Origin of the sequence: Klebsiella sp. GW_Kp181 (assembly GCF_040062315.1) — a bacterium.
Lineage (GTDB): Bacteria > Pseudomonadota > Gammaproteobacteria > Enterobacterales > Enterobacteriaceae > Klebsiella > Klebsiella oxytoca.
Map to the genome: position 1 here is coordinate 1 of NZ_JBEAFR010000069.1, position 26,643 is coordinate 26,643.

Sequence of the window (26,643 nt, forward strand, 5' to 3'; positions counted from 1 at the left end):
CGGCAGCGGCGGTCAGTTCGCCATTCTTTTTGTTCAGCGCGTCGAGCGCGGATTTCTGCTGGCTTTTATCCTGGGCGTTCTGCTTTTGCAGCGCGGCAATCTGCGCCGACAGCGTGCGGGTGGTCTCATCCAGCGTTTTCTGCGCCATTGCGGCGGCAGCGCCCAGTTCAAGATTCTTGCCCATCAGCGTGTCTATCGTTGATTTCTGAGCGTTCTCACTCTGCCCTTTCTGAGTTTTCAACGCGGCGATCTGCACCGACAGCGTGCGGGTCGTATCATCCAGCTTTTTCTGCGCCGCTTCGGCAGCGGAGTTCAGTTCAGCGTTCTTTTTGCGCAGTGCTTCAAGAGCACTCTTATGCCCGTTTTCGTCCTGTGCACGCTGCGCCTTTAACGCCGCAATCTGCGCCGACAGCGTGCGAGTGGTTTCATCCAGCTTTTGCTGCACCGCTTCGGCAGTGGCGGCCAGTTCGACGTTCTTTTTAGTCAGCGCGCTCACCGCGGCAGGATCGCCACTCTCTTTCTGTACACCCTGGCTACTCTGCGCCTTCAGCGCGGCGATTTGCGCCGATAGTTCGCGCGTTGTTTCAGCGAGTTTTTTCTCCGCCGCTTTGGCTGCCGCGCTCAGCTCCGCATTCTGTTTGCGCAGAGCGTTAATCGTACTTTGCGTTTTATTGCTCTGATTTATTCTTTTGCTGACGCCATCCTGCTTCGGCGGCATTTTTTTATCACGGCTCTCGTTATTCTGATTAGACGAGGCCGACTCCGCGCTAGCGGCGCCTGAGGCCGGCGGATTCTTAATTTCAAGTTTCTTGATATTATCAAGGAAGTCTCCCCCCTCGGAACGAGCAGGGAGCATAACAAAAAGGGTAGAGAGAGCAAATACAATCGCAGGACCTCTGAGATCGTATAATTTCAGTTTCCCCTTAAGGCTCATCATCTGGTCAGCCCATCTTTAAGATCGGCTTTCCGGGCGCGGGTTTCGAACTCTTTGATTAATTTCTGAGAAATACTATTACACTTATCATTTATCTTATATTCAAAAAGCGGGGTAATGGTTGATTTTACGCTGGCCGAGGTTTGCCCAGAAACAGAGGCATAAAACTTAGCGTCGTTAATTAAGCCATAGAGTTCACTTGAATCTTTCTGGAACTTGTTATCCAGCTTAACTAAAGCATCCGCATCCTGGATACACTGCTGTAAAGCAGGAACTTGTGCAGGCTGTTCGGTTTGACTCACATCTTTCTTTATTAGTGCGCTATCTGTTTTTTTAATATTAGTACACCCCTGCAATACACCCACAGAAATACACACCAATGCCAATAAGCTATTTCTTATCATTTTCCCATCCATTAGAAAAATAGTGCACAAAAAAATATATTTCTCGATTCCAGCAGAAAAAAAATTAACAAACAACGTTACAGGTTGGATTTACTCGTAATTCAGAAAAAACACATAAAAAGGTTATTTTTTGACCAATTACAGAGTGGGAATTATCCTGGTACCAGGCGATATTTTTATCTGATTTTTTTCTTAATAACATATAGTTAATGATGTGCCGTCTGCTATATGCCTGATATTAAGCGGTCTATTTCCCAATAAAATCAGGCATAAGCTGTTTCTCATTCATTACTAAACTCATGCACTCCACTTCGGCCTGGCTACGGTATTCTTCTTCAGAAGATTGCGAAACTCCTTGAGATAAGGTTCATTGCTGCGCCCGCGCTTGCAGATCGCCGAGAAGGGAGATTGAAAGCCAAACTCATTGGGTAGCAGCACGCGCAGGCGATTCTCTTTAATCCACGGCCAGGCGTAGTGTTCTGGAAGATAGCCGATGTATTTCCCGGACAGGATCAACAGCAGCTGCGCATCGACGGTTTCAACCGTGGCGCTGCCCTTGCTGAACCCGCGCCGCCGCAGATCGCTGGTATTCCAGTAGCTGCGCGTCACCAGTGGACACTGGCTGATGAGATCTTTATCGAGCTGGCGACTAAAGAACATCGGATGCAGGTCGCTGCAGTAGAGCCAGTGCTGCTCACGGTAGAGCGGTTCGCTGATGATGTTATGCACCCGCGAATTGTAGCTACCGATGGCGAGATCGATATGGTTATTCAGTACGCCGTTCAGCTGTTCCGCCGGGGTGCGAATAATCAGCTTGATGTGTACGTTAGGAAACTTATCGCTAAAGCTGCGCAGCACCACCGGCAGCGACAGCGCGGTTTCCGTTTCGATGGAGTCAAGCGTTGAGATGCAAATCGTGCCGCTATGCTCGCCTTTCAGCAGCGCCGACTGGCGCTCCAGCTCGTTCAGTTCACTCAGCACGCGGATCGCCTGCTGTAAAAAATGCTGCCCTTTCTCCGTTAACGCAAAGCCGCCGCGTCCGCGCTGGCACAGGCTAAAGCCCAGCTGGCCCTCCAGCTGCGACATCGCGTTGCTGATCGCGGAAACGGAAATCCCCAGCTCCTGCTGGGCCCGGCCATAGCTCTCAAGGCGGGCCACCGCCTCAAAAACCTGGAGCTGTCGAATGTTTAGCGTCGCGTCGTTAAGCATGGCGTTTACTTCACTGATAAATGAACTAAGTATTTGCGGCGGACGATTTAAAGTCCAGCACATCTTGCGCACTATCCCTGCTGTTGAGTTTTGAATATCAGATTCAGGAGCAGAAATGGATAACGTCTTTCATCAACCGCAGGGTGGCAATGAGATGCCGCGTTTTGGCGGCCGCGCCACGATGATGCGCCTGCCATTTATTGAGGATTTACAGGAGCTTGATGCCGCATTTGTCGGCATCCCTCTGGATATCGGGACCTCGCAGCGTTCCGGAACGCGCTACGGACCGCGCTATATTCGTACCGAATCGGTGATGATTCGCCCGTACAACATGGCTACCGGCGCCGCGCCTTTTGATTCACTGTCGGTGGCGGATATCGGCGACGTACCGATTAACACCTATAGCCTGCTCAAATCGGTGCAGATTATCGAGGATTACTACACCGGTTTGAATAGTTTTTCGCTCATCCCCCTGACGCTCGGAGGCGATCACACCATTACCCTGCCGATTCTGCGCGCGTTGACCAAAAAGCACGGTCCGGTAGGTCTGATTCACGTCGACGCCCACACCGATACCAACGATGAAATGTTCGGCGAAAAGATCGCCCACGGCACCACCTTCCGCCGCGCCGTCGAAGAGGGGCTGCTGGATCTTAAACGCGTCGTTCAGATAGGCCAGCGCGCGCAGGGCTACGCCGCCGGCGACTTCCAGTGGGGCGTCGATCGGGGCTTTCGTCTGGTTCAGGCGGAGCAGTGCTGGCACAAATCCCTGGCACCGCTGATGGCCGAAGTGCGTCAACAAATGGGAGATGGCCCGGTTTATCTCAGTTTTGATATCGATAGCCTCGATCCGATCTGGGCCCCCGGCACCGGAACCCCGGAAGTAGGCGGCCTGACGTCAATTCAGGCGCTGGAAATTGTGCGCGGCTGCCGCGGTCTGAACCTGATTGGCTGCGACCTGGTCGAGGTCTCGCCCCCCTATGACGTCAGCGGCAACACGTCCCAGCTGGCCGCCAACCTGCTGTATGAAATGCTCTGCGTTCTCCCGGGCGTGAAATATCCATAGAGGAAAAACCATGCAGCTTAACGTCTTTCGCACGCTGTGGGGCGTCACCACCCCGTGGCAGCAAACGGTTAGCGAACTCCAGAGCGTCGGCTGCTGCGGCATCGAAGCGCGAGTGCCGCTGGCGACAGAAGAGCAGCGAACGCTGGCCCGGCGCCTCGAAGCGTCCGCGCTTCAGTATATCGCCATTGTCTTCAGCGGCGGCGGCGTCATTCCGGCCCAGGCCGAGACGCCCGCGCAGCATCTGGAGCGCTTAAAAGAACGTTTTGCGGCGGCAAAAGCGCTTAATCCGCGCTTCGTCAATCTACTGGCCGGTAACGACCGCTGGCCGCTAGCGCAGCAGGTGGATTTTCTCGGCAGAGCGCATGAACTGGCCGCCGAGTATGAGCTGCTCTGTAGCTTTGAAACCCATCGCGCCACCTCGCTGTATAGCCCGTGGCTGACGCTGGAGATTATTCAACAGCTGCCGCAGCTGCGCTTTACCGCCGATATCAGCCACTGGATCGTGGTCAGCGAACGCCTGCTGGATGACCCTTACGATGACTTCAGCGCCTTTATCGAACGGGTCCACCATATTCAGGCCCGCGCCGGATACGACCAGGGGCCGCAGGTGCCACACCCGGCCGCGCCGGAATATCAGGCGGCCCTGCGGTTTCAACAGCGCTTCTGGGAGCAAATCTGGCAATCGCAGCGCCGGCGCGGCTACCAGCACACCACGCTGACCCCGGAGTTTGGTCCCGATGGCTATCTGCATCACCTGCCGTTTACCAACGTTCCGGTCGCCGATCTCTGGTCGCTGAACGCCTGGATGGCCCGGCGTGAACAGCAACATTTTGTCGAATTCACCTCGCTAACTGCATAAGGAACGGAAGAGATGACCGCTGCAAAAAGTTCTTTTACTGAATTACCGACCATCGACATCAGCGACCTGACCTGCGCCGATCTCACCCGACGCCAGGCGGTGGCCGACGCCATCGGTCAGGCGGCCCGCGAGGTCGGCTTTTTCTATATCACCGGACACGGCATTGCGCCCGAGTTGATTGCCGGCATCCGCGCGGCGGCGAAAGAGATTTTTGCCCTGCCGATGGAGCGCAAGATGGCGTACTACATCGGACAGTCGAAAAGCCATAAGGGCTACGTTCCCGAAGGCGAAGAGATTTACGGCTCCGGCAAGCCGGATCGCAAAGAGGCGTTTGATATCGGCTTCCAGGCCGCCGACGACCACCCGTTGGTCGTGGCTAACACGCCGCTGATTGGCGCCAACGAATGGCCGGATATACCCGAATTTCAATCCCGGGTACTGGCCTGGTATGACGCGGTCTTCTCCCTTGGACATCGCCTGTTTGACGCCTTCGCTCTGGCGCTTGGCCTGCCGGAAGGTTATTTCAGGTCGATGGTCACCTGCCCACCGTCAAAGCTGCGCCTGATCCACTACCCCTTTGACGCCAGCGCCGAAGATGTTCCCGGTATTGGTGCACATACCGACTATGAGTGCTTCACTCTGCTGCTCGCCGACCAGCCGGGCCTTGAAGTGTTGAACGAAGATAGCGCCTGGATCGACGCCCCACCGCTGAAGAACGCGACCGGAGAAGAGGCTTTCGTGATCAATATCGGCGACATGCTGGAAGTGCTGAGCGCTGGCACATTTGTTGCAACAGCACACCGCGTACGTAAGGTGCCGCAGGAACGTTACTCCTTCCCGCTGTTTTTCGCCTGCGACTACCACACGCTGATCCGCCCCCTGCCGGGCTTCCTTAAGGCGGGCGAAGCCAGCGAGTATCAAGAACTGAGCATTGGTGAACATATGTGGAGCCAGGCGTTACAGACCTATCGCTACCTGCGCGAGAAAGTCACCCGCGGCGAGCTCCAGCTCCCCGAACGCGCCCGCGGCACCAACACCTTTGGCCATCTGAAAAAACAAGCCCAGCAAAAAACCGTTAATAACCCGTGAGGATAAATGATGAAAAGAACGCTAAAAAAACTCTCGCGCCGTGTGGCTTTGACCATCGCCGTCACCGCTTGTTTTTCACCGCTGACTCAGGCCGCAGAGCTGCTGACCGAGGGCGTATTTAAGGTCGGGATGGAGGTGACCTATCCGCCGTTTGAGTCCTACGTCAGCAATAATAATATCGTCGGCATCGACCCGGAATTTGCAGCGCTGATCGCCGAACAGCTGAAAGCCAAACCGCAGCTTATCGACACGAAATTCACCAGCCTGATTTTAGGTATCGGTAAAAAATACGATGCGGTGATTTCCGGAATGTACGTGACTCCCGAGCGTCAGAAGCAGGCGGATGCGATTCCTTACGCCCTGTCCGGCGCATCCATTATTGCCCTGAAAAACAGCACCATTCAGCCCAAAACCGAAGATGAGCTGTGCGGCGTGAAGGTCGGTCTGCAGGCGGGTACCGCCTGGGTTTCCAGTCTCAAAAAACACTCCGACGAGTACTGCCTGAAAAAGGGTAAACCGGCGATTAGCGTTCAGGAGTTCCCCACCGCGCCGGAAGCCTCCCAGGCCCTGCTGTCGAAAAATATCAACGCCCAGTTAGAAATCGCCCCGGCGGCGCAAATTATCGTCGAGAAAAGCCGCGGCCGCCTGGCCATTAGCTCAAATCGTCTGGTCTATCCGCTGCCGCTGGGGATCTACGTCGCCAAAGGCAATACCGAGCTGGCCGAGGCCATTAAATCAACGTTAGCCACCCTTAAAGCCAACGGCAAATATGACGCCATCATCAAGAAATACAGCTTAGAAAGCATCAATTAATACAATAATTAAACGGGAGTCGCTATGGAGTTCGATTGGGGATATTTTTTCTCATTATTTAGCGTTGGGGCATTCTGGCAGGCGTGCATTACCGTCATTGTCGTCAGTTCATTGTCCTGGTTTATTGGCCTGATATTAGGTTTTCTTTTAGCCTGCGCTAAGCTCTCCGGCCCGCGCTGGCTGAAGGTTCCCGTCGAACTCTATATTTGGTTTTTTCGCAGCGTACCGCTGATGGTGCTGCTGGTCTTTGTCTATAACCTGCCACAGCTGTTTCCGGCCACCCAGCCGCTGCTCGGCATTCCGTTTATCGCCGGGCTGGTATCGATGACGGTGACCGAAGCGGCTTATATGGCGGAAATCCATCGCGGCGGCCTGCTTTCGGTCGCTAAAGGGCAAAGCGAAGCCGGGCATGCCTTAAGCTTTAGCTTTATCGGAATTCAGCGCTTAATTATTATTCCGCAGGCGTTTCGTATCTCCCTGCCCACGCTGATCAACGAATATATCACTATCATTAAGCTCAGCTCGATTCTGTCGGTTATTTCGCTGCCGGAACTGCTGCTGACCGGCCAGCGCCTGTACGCGCAGAATTTTCTCGTAATGGAGACGCTGCTGGCGGTCGCGGTCTATTACGTCATGGTGGTCACGGCCTTTACCTGGCTCTTCCGGGCGCTGGAAAACCTGCTGGATATTCAGCGCAAACGTCCGCAAACGCTCAATGAAACGGAATGCGAAACCCTGCGTCAAAACCTGAAGCCGCCGGTGCAGACAACAAAAGCGCAGTCCGCCCGCGGCAACCCGCCGGCGCTCGATTTGCAGGGCATCGAAAAATCCTGGGGCCAGCACCACGTCCTGAAGGGGATTGACCTGAAAGTAGAAAACGGCGAGGTGATCAGCATCATCGGCCCGTCCGGCTCCGGCAAAACCACCCTGATCCGTACCATCAACGCTCTGGAAAGCATTGATGGCGGCGAGATCATTCTTTACGGCGAGGATTATCTGAAGGGCGCCTCCATTATCGATAAACAGCAAATGCGCGCGGGCGTGCGCCGCATCGGCATGGTCTTTCAGGGCTTCAACCTCTTTCCTCATCGTACGGTGCTGGATAACGTGATGCTCGCCCCGCTCTATCACAAGCTCCTTGACCGCCCCGCTGCCAGAGAGCAGGCGCTCTGGCTGCTGGATCGCGTCGGTCTGCTGGCGCACGCCGAAAAATACCCGTACCAGCTCTCCGGCGGTCAGCAGCAGCGCGTGGCCATCGCCCGCGCCCTGGCGCTGAAACCGGACATCATGCTGTTTGATGAACCCACCTCGGCGCTGGACCCGGAGCTGGTTGGCGAAGTACTCAAGGTCATTCAGTCCCTCGCCCGTGAAGGCATGACGATGCTGATCGTGACCCACGAGATGGACTTCGCCTTATCGATTTCCGATCGGGTGGTGATGATGGAAAACGGCGTCGTGCAGAGCGATGTGCCGCCGCAGCGTATTCGCAGCGATGCCGCCGAACCGTCCCTGGCCCGCATTCGTGAATTTATGGGAGTGTAATAAATGACAACTGAACTGGAATTACGCCAGCAGCTGGCGGGCGCCTATCGTCTGGCGGCGCTGTTCGGCTGGGAAGACACGCTCTATACCCACTTCTCCGTTCGCCTGCCCGGCGACGGCGAGCCGCGATTTTTGATTAACCCCTTCGGCATGATGTTTGATGAAGTGACCGCCAGCAACTTAATCGTGGTCGACATGCAGGGCAAGGTCGTCGAAGGCAGCGCGCCGGCAAACTCGGCGGGCTTTACAATCCACAGCGCGGTCCATATGGCTCGCGAAGACGCCCACTGCGTGATCCATACCCACACGCTGCCCGGGATGGCAGTCGCCGCCTGTGCGGAAGGGCTGCTGCAGCTCAACCAGATCAGCACCGAGTTTTATCAACGCGTCGGTTATCATCCTTATGAAGGCGTGGCCTTCGATCTCGATGAACGCGTGAGGATCCAGCGCTCGCTCGGCGAGAATATCGCCCTGATCCTGCAAAGCCACGGCCTGCTGTCGGTCGGCCGCACCGTCGCCGACGCGTTTTACATCATGTATTACCTGAACCGCGCCTGTGAAATCCAGATGGCCGCCGCGCAGCTGGCTTCGCTCGGCTCCATTCATACGATCCCCGATCGCCTGAGCCAGCACGCCTGCGAGCAGCTGATGGGAGTCGAACATGAACGCCAGCTGGTGTGGCAGGCGTGGCTGCGTCGCCTCGACCGTCTTGATACTTCTTATAAGAGTTAACGCCTATGACTCCGTTCACTATCGTCGTGGATTGTAACGATCCTCAATATGCCCAGGAGATTTGCGCCGCTTTCGCGCCATTTCCGCAGGCAAAAGCGGTCCTGCCTGACCACCCCGCCGCTCGCGAGGCGCAATACGCCTGCTGCTGGTTTCCCGATCCGCAGATCCTGGCGCGATCGCCGCAGCTAAAGCTGATCCAGGCAGCGTCCGCCGGCGTCGATCATCTCCCGGCCAGCATTTTCGCCAGCGATGTTCCGCTCTGCCGGGTGGTTGACGATGATTTTCGCCACGGCATGTTTGAATACGCGCTGTGGGGCGTGCTGTGGTTTCAGCGCCGCTTTGACCGGGCGCTGGCTCACCAGCGCAAGCGCATCTGGAAGATGTATCCGCAGCGCGCGGCGGCCGATTATCACGTTGGCGTCATGGGCCTCGGTGAAATTGGCGGCTATATCGCCTCGCAGCTCGCCGGGATGGGGTATCGGGTTTCCGGCTGGGCGCGTAGCGAGAAATCCTTTGCCGGCGTGCGCTGCTTTCACGGCGACGCGCAGGCCGGTGAATTTCTTGGTCAGCTGGATGTGCTTATCAACGTCCTGCCGTTAACCGAGCAGACGCGAGGTATCCTCGCCCACCCTTTACTGGATCGGCTCCCCAACGGCGCGGCGTTGATAAACTGCGGCCGCGGCGAGCATATGGTGAACCAGGACGTGATCCGGGCGCTGGATAGCGGCAAGTTATCCGGCGCGGTGCTCGACGTCTTCCCCGTCGAGCCTCTTCCCCAGGAAGACCCGCTGTGGCAACACCCGCAGGTAGCAATTACGCCGCATATGGCCTCCATCGCCCAGACGGAGGTGATTGCCCGCCAGCTGCTGGATAACATCCAGCGGCTACATCGGGCGCTGCCGCTGAAAAACCGGGTGAACAAACAGAGTGGTTATTAAGCCCGAAAACGTCAAAAGCATAATATCCGCTGCTACGCTTAATGGTCTGTCCAATAAAAAATAAGGCTGGCAGCATGAATATTGATCTATCGGGGAAAGTTGCACTGGTTACCGCCTCCACCGGCGGCATTGGTTTCGCCATCGCCAAAGGTCTGGCGGCAAGCGGCGCGGAAGCGATCGTGAATGGCCGCAGCGAGCGTAGCGTGAATGCGGCCATTGCCCGCCTGCAGAGCGAGGTTCCCGGCGCGAAGACCCGACCGGCGATAGCCGATCTGAGCGACGCAGAAGGCGTGAATCAGCTGATACAAGCGGTAAACGGCGTCGACATACTGGTGAATAATGCGGGTATTTATGGCCCGCAGGATTTCTATGCCACCGACGATGCAACCTGGGAAAGATACTGGCAAACCAACGTGATGTCCGGGGTTCGTCTTTCGCGCGCGCTGCTACCGGCCATGGTACAGAAAGGCTGGGGTCGGGTGGTTTTTATCTCTTCGGAATCGGCACGCAACATCCCGGCGGATATGATTCACTACGGGGTCACTAAAACCGCTCAGCTATCGCTGGCCCGCGGGCTGGCGAAATATGTTGCCGGCAGCGGCGTCACCGTGAACAGCGTCCTGCCGGGACCGACCCTTTCGGATGGCTTTGCCGAGATGATGAAAGACGAAGTCGCTAAAACCGGCAAATCGCTGGAGCAGTTGGCCAAAGAGTTTGTGATGGCAAACCGCCCCAGTTCGGTGATTCAGCGCGCGGCCACGGTAGAAGAGGTCGCCAGCATGGTGGTTTACGTCTGTTCGACTCAGGCTTCGGCGACGTCAGGCGCGGCGCTGCGCGTGGATGGCGGCGTAGTGGATGATATCGTCTGACGCACTGTGCGCGGATAACAAAACGTTCAGCGCGCAGGCGTTTATCTTGAGCAAAGTTAGCGCCTGCGCGCTGCCCTTTCGCCGACCAGCAGCGCCAGCGCAACCACAACCGGCACCAGCGATCCCCACAATACGGCGTTCCAGCCAAAGAGGTTCATCAACGCGCCCGAGGAAAATGAGCCAATCATCATGACGCCGAAAACGATAAAATCGTTCAGCGATTGCACCTGGTTTTTCTCTTCCGGTCGGTGGAAATCCATAATCTGCGTCGACGCGCCGGTAAAACCAAAATTCCAGCCGATGCCCAGCAGGATCAGCAACAGCCAGTAGTGCATAACATCAATACCGGCCAGGCCAACCATCACCGAGAGCGCCAGCAGAATCAACCCGGCAGCGTTAATACGCCGGGCGCCGAAACGAGCGATCAATTTGCCGGTGAAAAATCCGGGGCCGTACATGGCGATTACGTGCCACTGGATACCCAGATTCGACGCCTGCTGCGACAGGCCGTGCATATGCATGGAAAGCGGTGCGGCGGTCATCAGGAAGTTCATTACCATGTAGGCGATTGCGCCGCTAAATACCGTTCGGGAAAACCCGGGCTGGCGCACAATTTCGCCCAGCGGACGCCCGCCGGACTTCACCTGCGCCGCCGGTTCGGCGGTTTTTACTCCCAGTAATACCCACGCCGATACCGCTGCCACCAGCCCCTGAGCAATAAAGGTCATGGCAAAGGTGTGCGGCGGCCAAAGATTCATGGTGCCGGTCACCAGCATCGGACCGATGACCCCTGCCGCCACTCCGCCCCCCATCACCAGGGAGAGCGCACGCGCGCGCCGTTCGCCGCTGACGCCGTCAGTAGCGGCAAAGCGAAAGGAAACCGCCACCGCCGCATAGGCGCCGCCGAAAAAGGCCGCGATGCAGAATAGCCAGAACGAACTCATGACCACCGCCGTCGCCGCCAGCAGCCCCGTCAACATACCGGCCCCGGTCCCGACCATAAACACCGTTTTGCGTCCGCGCCTTCTGGCCAGCGCGCCAAACGGCAAAATACAGGCCGCCATGCCCAGCACAAAAATGGTAATCGGCAGCGTGGCCAGGGTTGGAGAGGGCGCGATGGCGTTGCCAACAATCGCCCCGGTAGCGTAGAACACCACCGAGTTTGCCCCTGCCAGCGCCTGCGCCGTCGCCAGGCGAACAATATTCTGGTTTTGCTGCCTGACGGGCAACGTCATTTCAGCGCTCATAGATTCTCATTATCCTGAATTCATTTTTCGTTATGCCAACGCCCAGGATGACATAATGAACGTAATCAGGCATTTCGACCAGCCATCACGCCGCCATCAATATCCCATACCGCGCCGGTCACCCAGCGGGTGCTATCGCTAAGCAGAAACGCTACGGTTTGCGCGATATCGTCAGGCGTACCGACGCGGCCAATAGGATGGAAGCCGTCGAAGCTATTCATCACATCCTTCACAGCATCTTCAGATATAAAGGCTTGATAGTTTCATGACTGGCTGCTTCACGATGTGCTGGCGGAGAGCGGGAACGCTGATTTTCTGCCGCTGGCTCCGCCATAGAAAACCTTTGTTGTTTTATGGGTTGACCTGGTCATGGATGCGCCACTTCTGTTTGAGCACATTTTTGTCCTGGCTATCCAGCCACTGATTTACCTTTTCCAGCAGTTGCGGGTTATCTTTATTCATCATATAGACTTTGAAGCTGGCGGTGCCCGGGAAGGGTTGCTCATTGGCCACGCAAAACACGCCCGGTTCATTGCTTTGGTAATACACGCCTTCGATCAGGTCGGTTACCATCATATCCGCCGTTTTCTGCCGCAGCGCTTCAAGGTTATCCACGTTATTTTTCACCCGAATAATCTGCGCCTGCTTGAGATGTTCATCCACAAAGTTTTGATTGGTGCCGCCCGGGTTCACTACCACCTTCACGTTTGGCTGGTCGATTTTTTCCAGGCTGCCGAGAGCGGGCGCCGCCGCGCAGTTAGCCAGCGCAATTTTGCCGTTCGGCACGACCGGCTGGCTTAAGGCAAATTCCTTCGCCCGGGCCGCAGTTTCCGTCACCCCGCCCATAGCAATATCAAACTTATCCGCTTTCAGGTCCGCAGAGAGCGTTGGCCAGCTGGTCGGCACAAAGCTTACCTTTAGCCCAAGCCGCTTGCCGAGATCCTTCGCCATATCAACATCGTATCCCAGCAGTTCTCCGGCTTTATTATGAAACGCCAGCGGCGCGTAATCTCCCGGTACGCCGACTTTAAGTTCGCCGCTTTGTTGAATGCTGTTCATGTCGCGCGCCTGGGCGCCGAAGGCGACAGCAGCGATGACGAAAGCAATACCTGACTTCAACTTCATCTTTATATCCTTGTTCAAATGTGAACCGTTTTATGATTATCCTGCGCTGCGCAGCGGATTCTGTTTATCGTTCATAAAATCTTTAATCATGGATGCCGTCAATACCGGCGGCGAAAAACGCGAGATCGTTCCGTCGGCCGCTTGCCCGGCGAGCTGCTCGCAAAAGCGCTCAACCTGATTAACCGGACAGCCGGCAATATCCTGGGCGGAAAAACGCCACCACCGTAGCGCCAGCAGCTGCTCGATAATCGCCTCGCTAAAGCGCATGCGGATAACTTTCGCCGGGTTACCGCCGACAATGGCGTAAGGCGCGACATCTTTGACCACCAGCGCGTTGGCGGCGACAACTGCGCCATCGCCAATAGTGATGCCCTGCGCCAGTGTGACGTTCTGGCCAATCCAGACATCGTTGCCGATGGTTATCGGTCGGGGAGTTTTTTCAAAAGGGTAAAACTGGTTGGGCCTGCCGCTATCGGCAGCCAGCGTCGCCATCACGCCGGAGTGATGGGCATAAAAAACCGGGCTGGCGCTGGCCCACTCCAGGGGATGCCGATCGCCAAGTACCTGTAACCGGTCGGCAATCGATGTGTAGCGCCCCACTTTAATCAGCGCCGGCAGCAGGGTTCGCGTATAGCTAAAAGCGCCCAATGAGGCCAGCCGTTCGCCGCAGCGCCCCCAGTAGGTGGTATACGCCTCGGTGGTTAAATTTTCCGGTATCTCGATCGGCAGATCGTCACGGTAAAAGGCGTGGGCGCAGACCAGCTTCTGCCCGCCGACAAAAATTCGCTGCGCCTGCAACAGGGGTTTAAGCTCCCCAAAGGTGATTTTCATGATCGATTTCCCGCACCAAAGTATTCCCGGTCAGCCGCTTCATCTCTCGATCATTGATAGCGTACCGATCCGCTCGCCGCGCGAAAAATCACTATGACATCTCTTTTTTGTGAGCTACAACGCGAAAGCGTTGGGCCGTTATCGCCTGCGATCGTCAGTTATACTCCAGCGCAAAGGTCACCATGCTATTGGCGGTGCCGGCGGTCACCGCATCATCGGTCTGGACGTACTGGGCGTTGAAGTTGATATTCTCCGCGCTGCCGGCGCTGCTGGCGTTAATCCGCTTTAGCACCGGGAGATTGCTGGCCTCGTTGATTTTGACGCTGGTCCCTGCCGCAGGCGCCGGGGCGCTGTTATTGCCGTACGTGAGCCTGACGCCCACCCCGCTCGCAGAGGCGTTGGCTTTGCTTAACGCGAGGGTATCCGTACCGCCGCCTGGTGAGGTGACGCCAAAAAAGCCGATGCGGATATCGGTTGGCGTGGAACAAAAGACCGGTATGGAGAAGCTTTTCGCGCTGCCGCCGGTGGTGCTTTTGCCCTTGAACTCCGCTTTATTCACCGTCCCCAAACTAACGTGAATATTTGTGGTTGAAACCTGACAGCTGCCGCTGCTGCCGATATCGACGTTCAGCGCCGCCATATCGAGCGTGACCGGCGAGCTGGCGACAAAACCGGCGCGGCTGTCGGCCTGCTGCTGGATCGTCAGTTCGCCAATCTGCGGCTGCGCCGGAACGTTAGCGTGGTTACCGCTGACCAGGGCGACGTCCCCGGTCTTATAAAACGTCACAAAGACTTTCACCACAATCTGCTGCTGGTTCAGTAGGTTAGCCATCTCCTGGCTGTCACACACCGTCACGGATTCCGCACTATCGGCCGCGTGGCTGCCATCAATAAAGCGAACCGCGCCGCCGCTGCACTGGAAGCCCAGTGAGTATCCGATACCCTCCAGCGCCGAGGGGAACACGTGCTGACCGCCGATGGAAAGCGGCGATGAGGCCGTTTTTAGCTGCCGATAAACCAGACGCTTTGCCGCCGCTTTCGGCACCTGAAGATCGCAGGAGAAATGAATCCCGCTGCCGTTATCCGCCATCACGCCGGTCATCTGCGTATTCAGCGGCAGCGTTGGCAGGTACTTGATATTCTGGACGTTAACGGTCATCTGGCCGATATCCCCTTTGCAGGTTTCCGCCCAGCCGCTGTGGCTATAGATGCCCGCTATCAGCAGGAATAAAAACGATACTATGCGCAAAATCACCTCTGTGCAGACCTACTGGCAGAAGCCAGAGACGGTTTTAACCGGACTCTGCCTCTGCTGTACGGTATCGGTAAGATGGAAATGCAGCGCGCATCTCCGTGAGATGTTGTCGGCATTCCAGGCAACATCCAGCGTCCCTTCCTGCGGAATGCCGCTCAGATAGACCTGCCCGCCATCGGCCACCATGCCGCCCGGGGCCCCGCCAGGATCGTCTTCAGCTTTCCGCAAGCGAACGCTGGCGCCGAACGGCAGCGGCCCGTGACTATCGCTGAGGGTAAACAGCACGCGGCTGCCGATATGGGTCTGGTAGTTCGCCTGCACCACCGCCCCGCCGCCGGGGATCACCGTCTGTCCTTCAAGTTCGACATCGGCATCGTCGGCCAGCGATTCGGTATCAAGCGTAATGGTATTTTTGCGATAGGCCGTCAGCGAAGGCACCACCGCATAGCCTCGCCAGTCGGTATGCACATTGCTGCCGTTCTGAATCGCCACCTCAGCAGCGCCCGGCGCACGCACGATGGCAAAGCTTTCGCCGACGGTCTGCCCGAGCGTCACGCCATGAGGATGGGCGACAACGGAGCCCGATGCGCCCCAGGTAAGCTGCTGACTGGCGCTATCGTGGCGATAGCCGAGCTGCGCGGTTCCGTAGCCGCCGTGGTAATCCAGTGCGGCGCTGCTGTTACTGCCCTGGCCGCCGTTAACGTAGCCCTGCTGGAGGGAGTAGTAGAGATTGGGATGATGTGGAAGCGAACCGAACAGCGACGCCTGCTGCGAAGTACGTCCGCTATTGTCGGAGGTCGTGCTGTAGCTGATCGCGCTCTCGGATAGCGGGCCGAAAAGCGGAACGCTCAGATTAAAGGACCACGAACGATCGGCTTTTTGTCGATCGGATGATTGGGTGTAGTAATAACCCACGCCCCACGTCACGCCTCGCCAGGCGCTGTAAAATCCGAGATGCAGCGTTTCATCGCGGCTATGACTGTGCCAGTACTCCTGCGACCAGGCAGATATCGCCAGGCTGCTGATACCGCCAAAGGCCTGAGAAAGCGATATTTCTTCGCGGCTGCGCTTGTTGTCGAGCAGCCCGTTGCGGCTTTCAAGCGTATTCGCTTCGCTGAAGTCATAGTAGCCGCTGGAGGAGTAGCGATAGCTGGCGAGACTGAATGAAGTCCCCGTGCCGGCAAAATCCTTCTGATACTGCACGCGCACCGAATGACCTGCCGAGCGCTTTCCCGACGGCGCTGTGGTGTTTGCCCACGTCGCATCGCCTCCGATCGACCCCAGTTCGCCCAAACCGCGCCCGACGCCAAGCGCCCACGCCTGGTAATCCTGCGCCAGCTGGCTACCGCCGTAGAGCGTGAATTCAGCCGGTAGCCCATAAAACAGCGTGCCCTGTAAAAACGTCGGCGACTGCCCCTGGCGCTGCGCTGAACGGAAGCGCCCGGCGCTCAGGTTGTATTTAACCCGCCCATCGCGCAGCATAAAGGGTACGGCTGAAAAAGGTTGCGTAAAGGTTCGCACCGAACCGTCGCTCTCTTTCACCTGGACTTCGAGGTCGCCGCTTTGCGCCGTCGGATAGAGATCGTTTATTGCAAACGCCCCCGGCGAGACGAACGTTTCATAGATCACGTAGCCATGCTGGGATATCGTCACCTTCGCATTACTATGCGCCATCCCGCGGATCGTTGGAGCGAAGCCGCGCTGGCTGTCCGGCAGCATTTCATCATCGGACATTAGCTGAATACCGCGAAACTGCACGCTGTCAAAAACGTCGCCGGTCGTAAAGGTATCGCCCATTCGCAGCAGGCTTTTGAGGGATTTCACATCGCGCTGTAGCCAGGTGCTCTGCGAATTCCAGCGCCGGGTGCGATCGTACTCCATCGACGATACGTTGCGCAGGCGCCAGGCCCCAAGGTTAACCCCGCTGCGTAGGTTCAGATAGCTGGATTGGCTATTGTCATCCGACTGCCGGGTTTGCGACCCGGTCAGGTTGTAGTTAACAAACGCCGCCGGGATACCGTCGTCCCAGCGCGCTGGATCCACGTATCCGCGGCTCTGGACGTTCATTGCCGCCTGGGGAATGCTTAAGATCAGGCGCTGATCGGCAAAATCGAAACGGCTACTGGCATCAGGAATGTAGCGCTCGATGTGGGTGAACGCTTGCCCCTCATGCAGCGATTGAAAGGCAGAAAAAGCGCTGACGTTCACGCCATATTCCGCCAGCTGCGCCGGGGTTAACTGCGGCTGCAGCGCGCCGTTGCTGTCGATAAACGTCACCTCGCCCCGGGTTATTTCCTGATTATTCACCCAAATGCTGACTGAATAAGTCCCCGGCTGCTGGCCGCCTGATTTTGCAAAATAGCGTAAGTCAGCGGTCTTTTGCTGCGGATTGGCAAATTCTAAGGCCGCCGGATCGAAGTACTCATCCGCCCGCGCGATGCCGCTTTGACAAAGCAGGAAAAGCGCCGTCGGCACCGTCGCTAATAATGAAATCCCGCCGGTTGGCGCAGCGATCGCCGTATAACCGGAAGTCATACCAGAGGGGTTATTTTTCACAATATCCTGACCAGACGAAGCAAAATTACTGTTGCGCGAAATCCGTCATCCCGCCGAAATCATTAATGGCGCGCCACTTAATAATGCCGGTGCGATGAATCGGCCACTCTTGCTGGCTAAAGGGTCCAATCATGCCGGGTTCAGTAATCTCCTTGCCGCCCACCGAAAGGGTAAAAAATGAAACAAAATAGGGCGTCGGGTTTTGTGCTACCAGCCGTGAGCCGTCAATTTTAAATGTCAGCTTGCGCCATGCATCGGCTGGTTCACCCGTCAGGCCATTCGGGCGATAGAAGATCTTAAATTTTGATTTAATATTGACCTGTAGCTTATTCACTTCATCTTTTTTCGTTGGCGCAATACTTTTTACATTGAGCCAAAATACCGATTCCCGATCCGCGGGCAGCGTTGCGCCAATGAAATTAATACGCAACACGTTCTGCTGTTCTGGATCGAGCCGGAATAACGGCGGCGTAACGATAAACGGCACCCGGCTCTTATTATTCTCCGCATAATTTTCCACCCACGATTGCACCAGATAAGGCGAATGGCTATCTGCATTAGTAACTGATATTGCGGCCTCTCGCTTCCCTTCCTGATAGATTACCCGGGTTCCTCCCATGACAATACCGGCGTGGGCCGCGGTGGATAATATTAACAAGGCTAGCGCGGCGATCGTTCGTTTCATAATCATTACCGTCCGGGAATAATAAAAGCGGGTATCAGTAACAAAGCCTGATAATAAATATGGATAAACCAGGGCGCCCGTCTTTCAGCCAGGCAGAAGCTAACGCCTTGCCCGGCCCGGGCAAGCTTTAATAACCGTAGCGTTACCCGCTCTTATTTTATTAGTTGTAAACCATATTGAAGTTAGCTGTACCGTTGGCAGAACCCGCGGTAACCGCACTGGTCGAGACATAGTCAGCAAAGAATTCGAGATCGGCGGTTCCGGTAGTGGTGCCGCTGGCACCGGCGGTAACGCTATGGCCGCGAGAAACGTCGCCAAGCTCAACCGGCGTCGATTTGTCATCTTCATACAGCTTAATCGCTACCCCTTTTGCGGTACCGTTAATCGCCAGTAGATCGCTATTGTTGCTATCGCGGGTACCGTCAAACAGCACCGAGACGGTGGTGACGGTGGAAGGACAATCTTTGACTTTGATATGAAAGGAGGTTTTGGTGGTTTCTGAACCCGTGCCGGTAAAATAGCTGCTCGCCCATTTTCCCAGATCGACGCTTTGATTCGCGCTGGTGCTATCAACATTACAGGAGGAGTCGGTAATGGAGCCGGTAAATTCCACCTGACCGCCCGTTCCTTGCGTGCCCGCATTCGAGCCGGGATTCACGGTCATTGTCGAACTGGCCGGCTGTGAAGGCGTGGATAATGCGCTGCCAGACACCAGAGCACCGACAAACATTGCCATAATACGAAATTGCGTTTTCATTATTTATCTCATCTCTAACTTATATTTTTACAGATTCCGCGCTAAGGCTTAAGGCCGCGCAAATCTGCATACAGATCCTCCATGTTAATAGTATTGGCGTTCCGTCCGCAGGCCATCAGGAAAAAACCTGTGCCACTCAATTGATCATGTGTAATAAAATAAAAAGTGCTTTTAGCGAAATTGACTAACCATTTATTCAGGGAACAAATAAATACTATCCCTACCCATTACAAATCGCAATATTTTGTTATGTTAATGAAATGCTGTTTTATTTCACATATAAAAATAATATTAAAGACATTGCGCATTTTGTTAATTAACGCAACCAAAAATCACGATACAACAACATCAAATCGCAACATTGGATTGCACAATTTAACAAACACAACGAATTTAGCCGCTATTTTGCGGCAATAAATCCGTGAGCACGCGCGGCATTTATTAAATATTAGGATTAATCTTAGGTTGCGTTCGATCTTATTTTCGTAAACGAATAATCAATAATCACGTGAGTAATTATTAATAATCAATATGGAAGAAGCTTTTTTAAGCGGTAAGCGGCTGGACGCAAAAGCAATAACAGTGCTTTTTTTATGGAATAAAAACCCGCAATCAAACAAGATTGCGGGCGGTATTGAAAAATGAATAAATAGCAGGCTTCGATCAGAACAGGCCCAGCGGCGCGGTACCGTAGCTGACCAGCAGGTTTTTCGTCTGCTGGTAGGCGTTGAGGGCCATTTTATGCGTTTCACGCCCTACGCCGGACTGTTTGTAACCGCCGAATGCGGCGTGCGCAGGATAGATGTGATAACAGTTGGTCCACACCCGGCCGGCTTTTATGCCGCGCCCCATGCGATAGGCAAGATTGGTATCCCTCGTCCACACCCCAGCCCCAAGGCCGAACTGGGTCTGATTAGCGATAGACAGCGCCTCAGCTTCATCCTTAAAGGTGGTCACGCCAATCACCGGGCCGAAAATCTCTTCCTGGAAGCTGCGCATATCGTTGCGTCCCTGAATCAGCGTCGGCTGAATATAGTAGCCGTTATCCAGTTCGGCAGAGATGCTGGCGCGTTCGCCGCCGGTCAGGATGGTACCGCCTTCATCGCGAGCGATCTTGATATACGAGAGTATTTTATCGAACTGCTGACGTGACGCCTGCGCGCCGATCATCGTACCGGTGTCAAAGGGGTCGCCGCGGCGAATTTGCGCCACTTTGTCCATGACCCGCGCCATAAAGGGTTCGTAAATAGACTCCTGAATCAGCGCGCGGGACGGGCAGGTACAAACCTCCCCTTGGTTAAAGAAGCCCAGCACCAGGCCTTCCACCGCCTTCTCGATATACTCTTCTTCCCCCTCCATCACGTCGGCAAAGTAGATGTTCGGCGATTTACCGCCCAGCTCAACGGTGCAAGGGATAATGTTTTCCGCCGCGCAGGCCATAATATGGCGGCCAACCGGCGTCGAGCCGGTAAAGGCGATTTTGGCAATGCGTTTACTGGTGGCCAGCGCTTCGCCCGCCTCCTTGCCAAAACCCTGAACCACGTTAAGGACGCCCGCCGGGAACAGATCGCCAATAATCTCCAGCAGCAGCGTGATGCTGAGCGGCGTCTGCTCCGCCGGTTTTAGTACCACGCAGTTACCTGCCGCCAGCGCCGGCGCCAGTTTCCAGGCGGCCATTAACAGCGGAAAGTTCCACGGGATAATTTGTCCGACCACGCCAAGAGGCTCATGGAAATGGTAAGCCACCGTCGTTTCATCAATCTCCGCCGTGCTCCCTTCCTGCGCGCGCAGGCAGCCGGCGAAGTAGCGGAAGTGATCGACCGCCAGCGGCAGGTCGGCGTTGAGCGTTTCGCGGATCGGTTTGCCGTTATCCCAGCTCTCCGCCACCGCCAGATACTCGAGGTTGGCCTCAATACGGTCGGCAACCTGCAGCAGCAGATTGGCGCGCTGCTGAGCCGACGTTTTGCCCCAGGCGTCGGCGGCCCGATGCGCCGCATCCAGGGCGAAGTCGATATCTTTGGCATCCGATCGTGGAAACTGACCAATGTTGCTACCGTCGACCGGGGAGGTGTTCATAAAGAATTCGCCGCCAATCGGCTCGACAAATTTACCATCAATAAAGTTACCGTAAGCAGACTTCAGTGAAACCAAAGCGCCCGGCGTGCCAGGATGTGCATAACGCATCGCGAATCTCCTTCATGTAGGGTTGAAGCGCAGCGGCGTATTAGTTTTGTCCGGCGGCTCGCTGCGTCTTCAGACCATTGCAGGGGGCGTGCCACCTTTTTCGCCACCAAAAATATTTCTATTTTTCATATTGATAGCCTATAAATCTCGCTTTCTGTTGCACTGAATGTTCCTTATGTGTTGCAAATCGCAACACTAACAAAACCTTGTAGCTACAATATTGCAACACTAGTGAGATGACGAGGTGTCCCGTGCCAGGAAATCCATTTGCCCTGACGCCAGAGATCAAAGCGAGCCCGCTGCTGAGCGACTCCTGGTGCCGCAGCCAGCGCTATGGCATCGACCCCGCTACTGACGACTTCCCTCGCCTGCACGCCAGCGAGCTGGCCGACAGGCTCGCCAGCCATAGTCGTCTGCAAAAGCTGGCCCAGCCGGTGGTTAATGCCTTGTCCAGCAAGGTCAACGATCTGCAATCGGTGGTGATCCTCTCTGACGCCAGCGGACTGGTTTTGCAAACCTTTGGTGAGACGCAGGCCATGCAGAAAGCGCAGCGCTTCGCTTTAGCCCCGGGCAACCTGTGGAGCGAAAGCGGACGCGGAACCAACGCCATCGGCACCGCGCTGGCGATAGACGACAGCTGCGAAATTGATGGCCGTCAGCATTTCCTCACCAGCAACCAGGGCCTGTATTGCGCCGCCGTACCGCTGCAAAATCCCGAGGGGAAAATAGCCGGGGTGCTGGATATCTCCGGCCCGGCCCACTATCCGCACGCCCGGACGCTGGCGTGGGTAAAAGGCGCCGCGAAGCAAATAGAATATCTATGGGTGAAACAGAGTCTGCACCCGCAGCAGTGGCTGATGAGCCTGCATCCCCGGGCGGAAAAACTCGACAGCGTAGACGAACGGCTGCTGGTCTTTACCGATAACGTGCTGACGGCGGCTAACCGGCTGGCGATGCGCGAATTCGACCTCGACGCCGCCCGGTTTGGTCATCTCACTTTCCAGCAGCTTTTTTCGCAGCTGCGGCAAACCGCCGTTAGTATCCCGCTGCCGGTCGCCGTCGGAGGGCACAACTACTATTACCGTCTGCGTGCTCCCGCGACCGCCAGCGTGGCGACGACCGCGCGCCCGGCACTCGATCTGCCGTTCTCCAGCCCGCATGAATCAGAAAAGCTGCTGCGTCTGCTTAATGCCGGGATTGGCTTATGTATCGAAGGAGAGACCGGCTGCGGCAAAGAGTACGTCAGCCGCACGCTGCACCGGCACAGCCGCTGGAGCAGCGGCAAATTCGTCGCCATCAACTGCGCCGCTATTCCGGAATCGCTAATTGAATCAGAACTGTTTGGCTACCAGCCCGGCGCGTTTACCGGGGCAAACAAAAACGGCTATATCGGCAAAATCCGCGAGGCCGATGGCGGCATTCTTTTTCTTGATGAAATTGGCGATATGCCGTTAGCGCTACAAACCCGGCTGCTGCGGGTCTTGCAGGAGAAAGAGGTCACGCCGCTAGGCGCCAGCCGGAGCTCGCCGGTGAACTTCGCGGTCATTTGCGCGACCCATCGCAACCTGGCGCAGCGGGTGGCCGAAGGCGTCTTCCGCGAAGACCTGCTCTACCGCCTGCGTGAGTTTGCCCTGACGCTGCCGCCGCTGCGCAAGTGGACTGAACTGCCTGCGTTTATTCAGCGGCTGTGGCGCGAGCAGGGCGGAGAGAAACGTCGCATCACGCTGGCCCCGGAGGTTATACAACGGCTGGCGGCTCAGCCCTGGCCAGGCAATGTGCGCCAGCTGCAAAGCCTGATGAGAGTATTGCTGGCGCTTGCCGAAGATGGCGAAACGCTGGGGGTCGATGATTTGCCTCATGAGTACCGAACCCCGACCGCCGCGCCGGGTGGGCTACAGCAGCACGATGCGCAGCTGATTGCCGACACCCTGGCAAGCTATAACGGCAATATCAGTAAGGCCGCGCAGGCTTTAGGCGTCGCACGCAGTACGCTCTATCGCCGCGCCGCTCGCCGCGGAGGCCAGTGAGCCAGCCATGGAGATTACGTCAGGGCGTGAAGCGCGGCGGTAGCCAGGCGAACAGGCGTTTACTTATCGTTTCGCACAGGGAGGTTAATCGTCGCCCGACGCCCTGCCAGACAAGCTGCGCGCTACCGACGCCGCAGGCTGAAATAAATACCGCCCCCACCATATCCAGCGGGAAATGTACCCCAAGAAAGATCCGCGCCCAGGCCACGGCCAGCGCCGCCAGCAGCAACAGTATCCCAACTGCCCGTGCGCGCGCCGACAATAAAGCCAAAGCGGCGCTAAACATCACCGTACCGTGATCGCTCGGAAAACCGTTATCCGCCGGATGAGTTATCCAGGTATGGCCCAGAGGGATCATAAACGGACGCGGATGAAACCACAGTATTCCGCAGATGGCTCCCAGCCCCAGCGCGATAAGAATACTCAAGCTACAAAACAGCGCCTGTCGATGCCCCTGGTGCCCTCCGGAAAACCACAGCCAGAGCAGAACGGCCGGCACCATGAAGATCGTTCCGCTCGCAGCAACCCGAGCCAATAACAGGATCGCGTCCGGTGAGCCGGGCGAGGCATTCAGTGCTAAAAAGAGGCTTTGATTTAAGGTTTCCAGTGCGTTCATGGCGGTAGCTCGTGCGGTCATATTTTCGTCATTATCGCTGACCTGGCTTAAGTTACGCTTAACACGGAGCCAAAGAATCGTCATGGATTCAGCCAGGCTATTTAGCCTCACAACATTCATGACTGGCGTAATGCGCTTTTTTATTTTAGAATTTACTAAATTTAGAAAAAGCTAAAATAAATGAATACACCAGAACAGCTACAGGCCAGCGCGGGCGAAGCCGCCGCGCTGCTGAAAGCCATGAGCCATCCCAGCAGGCTTTTGATTCTGTGCATGCTGTGCGATTCGCCGGGCACCAGCGCCGGCGAGCTGGCGCGGATCACCGGATTAAGCCCCTCCGCCACATCTCAACATCTGGCGCGAATGCGCGATGAAGGGCTGATCGGCTGCGAGCGCCAGGCGCAGCGGATCCACTACTTCATTACGCGGCCAGCGGTGCAACAAATCGTCACCGCGCTAAAGTCAATTTACTGTCCTTAAGGAGCGTCTATGACTATCGCTACACTTTCTCCCGCCGAAGCCCGGGCGCTCATCGCCAGAGGCGCCCGGCTGGTCGATATCCGCGATGCCGATGAATACGCCCGTGAGCATATTCCCGGCGCACAACTCGTCCCACTGGAAACCTTGAACAAAGGCGCAGCGCTGCACGCCAGCCCCGAGGAGACGATTGTTTTTCACTGTCAGGCAGGTTCGCGCACTCAGAATAAGGCCGCCCGTCTGGCCGCCTCCGCCGCGCCGGCGCAGGCCAGGCTGCTGGCTGGTGGAATACAGGCCTGGAAAGCGGCAGGTCTGCCGGTGGAAGAGGATAAATCACAGCCGCTACCGCTGATGCGTCAGGTTCAAATCGCCGCAGGCGTCCTGATTTTGCTTGGCGTCGCTTTAGGTTATACGGTTAACAGCGGCTTTTTTTTGCTTAGCGCATTCGTCGGCGCCGGACTCGCCTTCGCCGGTATCACCGGCTTTTGCGGCATGGCGCGGCTTTTGGCGCTGATGCCCTGGAATCGTCGTTAACCCCTACCTCTTTCGGTCAGCTGTTGATAACGCTTTTGCTGAGCTATGGTTATTGTCAGCGATAATTTTTATCAGCACACAGGAGAAGAAGTATGTTTACAGTCGGTGACCTGGTACAGCCGCGCGCAGGCGGACCAAAACTCAAAGTCGTTGAAGTCCAGGGCGACAGCATTATTGCCGTTCAGGCCGGTAACGAGCAGGGGGAGAAATATACGCTGAAAGCAACCGAGGTAACGGCTTATAAAGAAGACGGCGATTTTGGCGTGTGCTGATTAAGCCGGGTAAAAATAACGGTGGGTTTCCCCACCGTTCTGAATATTAGATCAGGAAGCTCTCAAGGGATTTACCCTCAGCGACGGCTTTAGCGAGCGGCTTCGGCATACGTCCCTGCCCGGTCCAGGTTTTCTCGGCGCCGGTATGATCGGTAAAACGATATTTAGCCGGACGCGGCTGGCGCTTTTTGCCGCCTTTTGAAGTCGCGGTCGCGTGGCCCACTAATTCCTCTGGGGTGATACCGTCAGCGGTCATTAATTCCAGCCAGGTGTTTATTTTTTCCTGATATTCCGCCTGCTGTGCCTGAGCAGCCTGCTCTTCAGCGCGTTTTTCTTCAGTGACGGTCCTTAGCTTTGCCAGCATATCTTCAAGCACGTCAATGGAGAATTCACGAGACATGGCGCGGAGTGAACGAATATTATTCAGTTTCTCTAATAGTAATGACATATATTTCAAAAAATTCCCAAATAGCAAATAAAACAAAAGTGACGGCAATAGTTTAATTGATTCGATTATTTATTTCCAGCCCTGGATAATTCTGTATATCCATCCTCACTTAGCGACAACAAATATGATAAACAAACCGATAACAGGGTAATTATTAGCAATGAATAAGCGCTGAAAGATAGGTCAATATGAATAGCGGCCATTCTTTGATGTAATACCTGTAGGCTCAGCGAGTTATCAGAATATTCCGCTTAGCCAGGCAAAATGCGGCAGGCGTCTGTACGGAATATTCATGCATGAGTTATGAATAGCCACCCAGAGAGTTATACAGCATATCATGCTGGTTTTATGCTCTTTGATACGTAAAAAACTCCAAAAGTGACCCCGTTCACATCAGAACCCGATTCTGTCGCGAAACGACGCTGTTACCCATTGCCAGAGGTATCGTCCATTCTGCGCATAATAAAATCAAATCATTGATAAATAATAAAAAATGAAGCAATGACAACAAAAGTAGCGTAATGAACAAAAAACAGCCAGTTGCAGAGTATTTTATCGACAAAAAGCCTTTAAATAAAAATTTATAGCTAGTTGCCACTTTTAATGCAGAGATATACTCTACGCACATCAAAACAGGCAACCCAAAACGCTAAACAAAAGCGAATCTTTTGGCATTATCGACTTCATTTTCGAGGAGCACACAGATGTTCTCTGCGCAGTCCCGCTTGCGTCATGCGGTAGCAGACACCTTTGCGATGGTGGTTTACTGCACCGTTGTGAACATGATGATCGAAATCTTTCTCTCCGGAATGAGCTTCGAGCAGTCGTTATCTTCAAGACTGGTGGCGATTCCGGTGAACATTATTATTGCCGTCCCCTACGGTTTTTATCGCGATTTTGCGATGCGCCAGGCGCGCCGCGTCAGCACATCAGGCTGGATGAAGAACATTGCGGATGTGGTGGCCTATGTGACTTTCCAGTCGCCGGTCTACGTGGCGATTTTGCTGGTTGTCGGCGCTGACTGGCATCAGATTGCCGCGGCGGTAAGTTCAAATATCGTGGTGTCGATGATGATGGGCGCAGCGTACGGCTACTTCCTCGACTACTGCCGACGCCTTTTCCGCGTCAGTCCCTACCAGCAGGCCAAAGCCTGAGTTAATGCAAAAAAGCGACT

At 55.6% G+C, this 26,643-nt stretch carries 25 protein-coding genes and 2 pseudogenes; 13 read left to right on the forward strand and 14 right to left on the reverse strand.

All coding sequences use genetic code 11. The features are described 5' to 3' along the window. From ABLV11_RS17915 to ABLV11_RS17925, 3 genes and pseudogenes are all read right to left on the reverse strand, one after another. A pseudogene (locus ABLV11_RS17915) lies at positions 1–718 on the reverse strand (cell envelope biogenesis protein TolA); the annotation flags it as partial. Between the two features lie 215 nt (positions 719–933). Beyond that, positions 934–1,338 (reverse strand): hypothetical protein, encoded by a 405-nt coding sequence (locus ABLV11_RS17920; protein ID WP_004104699.1) that lies wholly within the window; start codon positions 1,336–1,338, stop codon positions 934–936. A gap of 297 nt (positions 1,339–1,635) precedes the next feature. After that, on the reverse strand, positions 1,636–2,547 hold the full coding sequence (locus tag ABLV11_RS17925; protein WP_020476661.1) for a LysR family transcriptional regulator: 912 nt from the start codon (positions 2,545–2,547) through the stop codon (positions 1,636–1,638). Positions 2,548–2,662: 115 nt separating this feature from the next. Between ABLV11_RS17925 and speB the strand changes: the two genes are divergently transcribed. From speB to ABLV11_RS17965, 8 genes are all read left to right on the forward strand, one after another. After that, positions 2,663–3,613, forward strand: coding sequence for an agmatinase (gene speB, locus ABLV11_RS17930; RefSeq protein WP_126489441.1), 951 nt, complete (start codon positions 2,663–2,665; stop codon positions 3,611–3,613). A gap of 10 nt (positions 3,614–3,623) precedes the next feature. Then, positions 3,624–4,472, forward strand: a complete 849-nt coding sequence (locus ABLV11_RS17935; RefSeq protein ID WP_126489442.1) for a TIM barrel protein — start codon at positions 3,624–3,626, stop codon at positions 4,470–4,472. A gap of 12 nt (positions 4,473–4,484) precedes the next feature. Next, positions 4,485–5,561 carry a 2-oxoglutarate and iron-dependent oxygenase domain-containing protein gene (locus ABLV11_RS17940; protein ID WP_023321475.1) on the forward strand — a complete coding sequence of 359 codons (1,077 nt, stop codon included), beginning with the start codon at positions 4,485–4,487 and terminating at the stop codon, positions 5,559–5,561. 9 nt (positions 5,562–5,570) lie between these two features. Beyond that, on the forward strand, positions 5,571–6,374 hold the full coding sequence (locus tag ABLV11_RS17945) for an ABC transporter substrate-binding protein (protein WP_348855600.1): 804 nt from the start codon (positions 5,571–5,573) through the stop codon (positions 6,372–6,374). A 24-nt stretch (positions 6,375–6,398) separates the two neighbouring features. Beyond that, complete coding sequence (locus tag ABLV11_RS17950) at positions 6,399–7,916, forward strand: amino acid ABC transporter permease/ATP-binding protein (protein ID WP_004104714.1); 1,518 nt, start codon at positions 6,399–6,401, stop codon at positions 7,914–7,916. A 3-nt stretch (positions 7,917–7,919) separates the two neighbouring features. Continuing rightward, complete coding sequence (locus ABLV11_RS17955) at positions 7,920–8,648, forward strand: class II aldolase/adducin family protein (RefSeq protein ID WP_016810052.1); 729 nt, start codon at positions 7,920–7,922, stop codon at positions 8,646–8,648. Positions 8,649–8,653: 5 nt separating this feature from the next. Further along, entirely contained in the window at positions 8,654–9,586 is a 933-nt protein-coding gene (locus ABLV11_RS17960) for a glyoxylate/hydroxypyruvate reductase A (protein ID WP_016810051.1), read from the forward strand. 74 nt (positions 9,587–9,660) lie between these two features. Beyond that, entirely contained in the window at positions 9,661–10,455 is a 795-nt protein-coding gene (locus ABLV11_RS17965; protein ID WP_064372457.1) for an SDR family oxidoreductase, read from the forward strand. Positions 10,456–10,511: 56 nt separating this feature from the next. On the opposite strand, the gene ABLV11_RS17970 is transcribed toward ABLV11_RS17965, so the two are convergent. The 9 genes and pseudogenes from ABLV11_RS17970 to ABLV11_RS18010 all read right to left on the reverse strand — a co-directional run bounded on the left by ABLV11_RS17970 (position 10,512) and on the right by ABLV11_RS18010 (position 21,095). After that, positions 10,512–11,702 carry an MFS transporter gene (locus tag ABLV11_RS17970; RefSeq protein ID WP_126489443.1) on the reverse strand — a complete coding sequence of 397 codons (1,191 nt, stop codon included), beginning with the start codon at positions 11,700–11,702 and terminating at the stop codon, positions 10,512–10,514. Positions 11,703–11,767: 65 nt separating this feature from the next. Continuing rightward, positions 11,768–11,962: pseudogene (locus ABLV11_RS17975) on the reverse strand (SDR family oxidoreductase); the annotation flags it as partial. Positions 11,963–12,053: 91 nt separating this feature from the next. Beyond that, positions 12,054–12,827 (reverse strand): transporter substrate-binding domain-containing protein, encoded by a 774-nt coding sequence (locus ABLV11_RS17980; protein ID WP_064351580.1) that lies wholly within the window; start codon positions 12,825–12,827, stop codon positions 12,054–12,056. A 36-nt stretch (positions 12,828–12,863) separates the two neighbouring features. Next, positions 12,864–13,658, reverse strand: coding sequence for a CatB-related O-acetyltransferase (locus ABLV11_RS17985; protein WP_004104728.1), 795 nt, complete (start codon positions 13,656–13,658; stop codon positions 12,864–12,866). Between the two features lie 154 nt (positions 13,659–13,812). Beyond that, on the reverse strand, positions 13,813–14,907 hold the full coding sequence (locus ABLV11_RS17990; RefSeq protein WP_142477595.1) for a fimbrial protein: 1,095 nt from the start codon (positions 14,905–14,907) through the stop codon (positions 13,813–13,815). An 18-nt stretch (positions 14,908–14,925) separates the two neighbouring features. Next, positions 14,926–17,469, reverse strand: a complete 2,544-nt coding sequence (locus ABLV11_RS17995; protein WP_126489445.1) for a fimbria/pilus outer membrane usher protein — start codon at positions 17,467–17,469, stop codon at positions 14,926–14,928. Positions 17,470–17,494: 25 nt separating this feature from the next. Beyond that, positions 17,495–18,154: a molecular chaperone gene (locus tag ABLV11_RS18000; RefSeq protein ID WP_172598522.1), complete on the reverse strand. Its 660-nt coding sequence runs from the start codon at positions 18,152–18,154 to the stop codon at positions 17,495–17,497. Positions 18,155–18,314: 160 nt separating this feature from the next. Then, positions 18,315–18,911: a fimbrial protein gene (locus ABLV11_RS18005; protein WP_224330229.1), complete on the reverse strand. Its 597-nt coding sequence runs from the start codon at positions 18,909–18,911 to the stop codon at positions 18,315–18,317. A gap of 663 nt (positions 18,912–19,574) precedes the next feature. Then, positions 19,575–21,095 carry an aldehyde dehydrogenase family protein gene (locus ABLV11_RS18010; RefSeq protein ID WP_004114686.1) on the reverse strand — a complete coding sequence of 507 codons (1,521 nt, stop codon included), beginning with the start codon at positions 21,093–21,095 and terminating at the stop codon, positions 19,575–19,577. A gap of 251 nt (positions 21,096–21,346) precedes the next feature. On the opposite strand from ABLV11_RS18010, the gene ABLV11_RS18015 reads away from it, so the two are divergent. Then, positions 21,347–23,122, forward strand: coding sequence for a sigma-54-dependent Fis family transcriptional regulator (locus ABLV11_RS18015; RefSeq protein ID WP_126489448.1), 1,776 nt, complete (start codon positions 21,347–21,349; stop codon positions 23,120–23,122). Between the two features lie 19 nt (positions 23,123–23,141). On the opposite strand, the gene ABLV11_RS18020 is transcribed toward ABLV11_RS18015, so the two are convergent. Then, a complete protein-coding gene (locus ABLV11_RS18020; RefSeq protein WP_126489738.1) occupies positions 23,142–23,738 on the reverse strand; it encodes a phosphatase PAP2 family protein in 597 nt (198 codons plus the stop codon). Between the two features lie 180 nt (positions 23,739–23,918). On the opposite strand from ABLV11_RS18020, the gene ABLV11_RS18025 reads away from it, so the two are divergent. The 3 genes from ABLV11_RS18025 (at position 23,919) to ABLV11_RS18035 (ending at position 25,021) form a co-directional block, all read left to right on the forward strand. Continuing rightward, positions 23,919–24,218 (forward strand): metalloregulator ArsR/SmtB family transcription factor, encoded by a 300-nt coding sequence (locus tag ABLV11_RS18025; protein ID WP_004104742.1) that lies wholly within the window; start codon positions 23,919–23,921, stop codon positions 24,216–24,218. 9 nt (positions 24,219–24,227) lie between these two features. After that, positions 24,228–24,749, forward strand: coding sequence for a rhodanese family protein (locus ABLV11_RS18030; RefSeq protein ID WP_126489449.1), 522 nt, complete (start codon positions 24,228–24,230; stop codon positions 24,747–24,749). Positions 24,750–24,841: 92 nt separating this feature from the next. Next, positions 24,842–25,021: a hypothetical protein gene (locus tag ABLV11_RS18035; protein ID WP_004104744.1), complete on the forward strand. Its 180-nt coding sequence runs from the start codon at positions 24,842–24,844 to the stop codon at positions 25,019–25,021. Positions 25,022–25,067: 46 nt separating this feature from the next. On the opposite strand, the gene stpA is transcribed toward ABLV11_RS18035, so the two are convergent. After that, a complete protein-coding gene (stpA, locus tag ABLV11_RS18040) occupies positions 25,068–25,469 on the reverse strand; it encodes a DNA-binding protein StpA (RefSeq protein ID WP_004104745.1) in 402 nt (133 codons plus the stop codon). Between the two features lie 704 nt (positions 25,470–26,173). Here stpA and alaE point away from each other — a divergent pair. Further along, positions 26,174–26,623: an L-alanine exporter AlaE gene (alaE, locus tag ABLV11_RS18045; RefSeq protein ID WP_004104747.1), complete on the forward strand. Its 450-nt coding sequence runs from the start codon at positions 26,174–26,176 to the stop codon at positions 26,621–26,623. Positions 26,624–26,643: the final 20 nt, after the last annotated feature.

Bases quoted from the DNA above. Each gene is read 5' to 3' on its own strand.
- ABLV11_RS17970 (WP_126489443.1), bottom strand. From the start codon at position 11,702: ATGAGCGCTGAAATGACGTTGCCCGTCAGGCAGCAAAACCAGAATATT.
- ABLV11_RS18025 (WP_004104742.1), top strand. From the start codon at position 23,919: ATGAATACACCAGAACAGCTACAGGCCAGCGCGGGCGAAGCCGCCGCG.
- ABLV11_RS17925 (WP_020476661.1), bottom strand. From the start codon at position 2,547: ATGCTTAACGACGCGACGCTAAACATTCGACAGCTCCAGGTTTTTGAG.
- ABLV11_RS17920 (WP_004104699.1), bottom strand. From the start codon at position 1,338: ATGATAAGAAATAGCTTATTGGCATTGGTGTGTATTTCTGTGGGTGTA.
- ABLV11_RS17950 (WP_004104714.1), top strand. From the start codon at position 6,399: ATGGAGTTCGATTGGGGATATTTTTTCTCATTATTTAGCGTTGGGGCA.
- speB (WP_126489441.1), top strand. From the start codon at position 2,663: ATGGATAACGTCTTTCATCAACCGCAGGGTGGCAATGAGATGCCGCGT.
- ABLV11_RS17980 (WP_064351580.1), bottom strand. From the start codon at position 12,827: ATGAAGTTGAAGTCAGGTATTGCTTTCGTCATCGCTGCTGTCGCCTTC.
- ABLV11_RS17955 (WP_016810052.1), top strand. From the start codon at position 7,920: ATGACAACTGAACTGGAATTACGCCAGCAGCTGGCGGGCGCCTATCGT.
- ABLV11_RS18020 (WP_126489738.1), bottom strand. From the start codon at position 23,738: ATGAACGCACTGGAAACCTTAAATCAAAGCCTCTTTTTAGCACTGAAT.
- alaE (WP_004104747.1), top strand. From the start codon at position 26,174: ATGTTCTCTGCGCAGTCCCGCTTGCGTCATGCGGTAGCAGACACCTTT.
- ABLV11_RS17960 (WP_016810051.1), top strand. From the start codon at position 8,654: ATGACTCCGTTCACTATCGTCGTGGATTGTAACGATCCTCAATATGCC.
- ABLV11_RS17935 (WP_126489442.1), top strand. From the start codon at position 3,624: ATGCAGCTTAACGTCTTTCGCACGCTGTGGGGCGTCACCACCCCGTGG.
- stpA (WP_004104745.1), bottom strand. From the start codon at position 25,469: ATGTCATTACTATTAGAGAAACTGAATAATATTCGTTCACTCCGCGCC.
- ABLV11_RS18035 (WP_004104744.1), top strand. From the start codon at position 24,842: ATGTTTACAGTCGGTGACCTGGTACAGCCGCGCGCAGGCGGACCAAAA.
- ABLV11_RS18000 (WP_172598522.1), bottom strand. From the start codon at position 18,154: ATGAAACGAACGATCGCCGCGCTAGCCTTGTTAATATTATCCACCGCG.
- ABLV11_RS17945 (WP_348855600.1), top strand. From the start codon at position 5,571: ATGAAAAGAACGCTAAAAAAACTCTCGCGCCGTGTGGCTTTGACCATC.
- ABLV11_RS17965 (WP_064372457.1), top strand. From the start codon at position 9,661: ATGAATATTGATCTATCGGGGAAAGTTGCACTGGTTACCGCCTCCACC.
- ABLV11_RS18005 (WP_224330229.1), bottom strand. From the start codon at position 18,911: ATGAAAACGCAATTTCGTATTATGGCAATGTTTGTCGGTGCTCTGGTG.
- ABLV11_RS18030 (WP_126489449.1), top strand. From the start codon at position 24,228: ATGACTATCGCTACACTTTCTCCCGCCGAAGCCCGGGCGCTCATCGCC.
- ABLV11_RS17940 (WP_023321475.1), top strand. From the start codon at position 4,485: ATGACCGCTGCAAAAAGTTCTTTTACTGAATTACCGACCATCGACATC.
- ABLV11_RS18010 (WP_004114686.1), bottom strand. From the start codon at position 21,095: ATGCGTTATGCACATCCTGGCACGCCGGGCGCTTTGGTTTCACTGAAG.
- ABLV11_RS17985 (WP_004104728.1), bottom strand. From the start codon at position 13,658: ATGAAAATCACCTTTGGGGAGCTTAAACCCCTGTTGCAGGCGCAGCGA.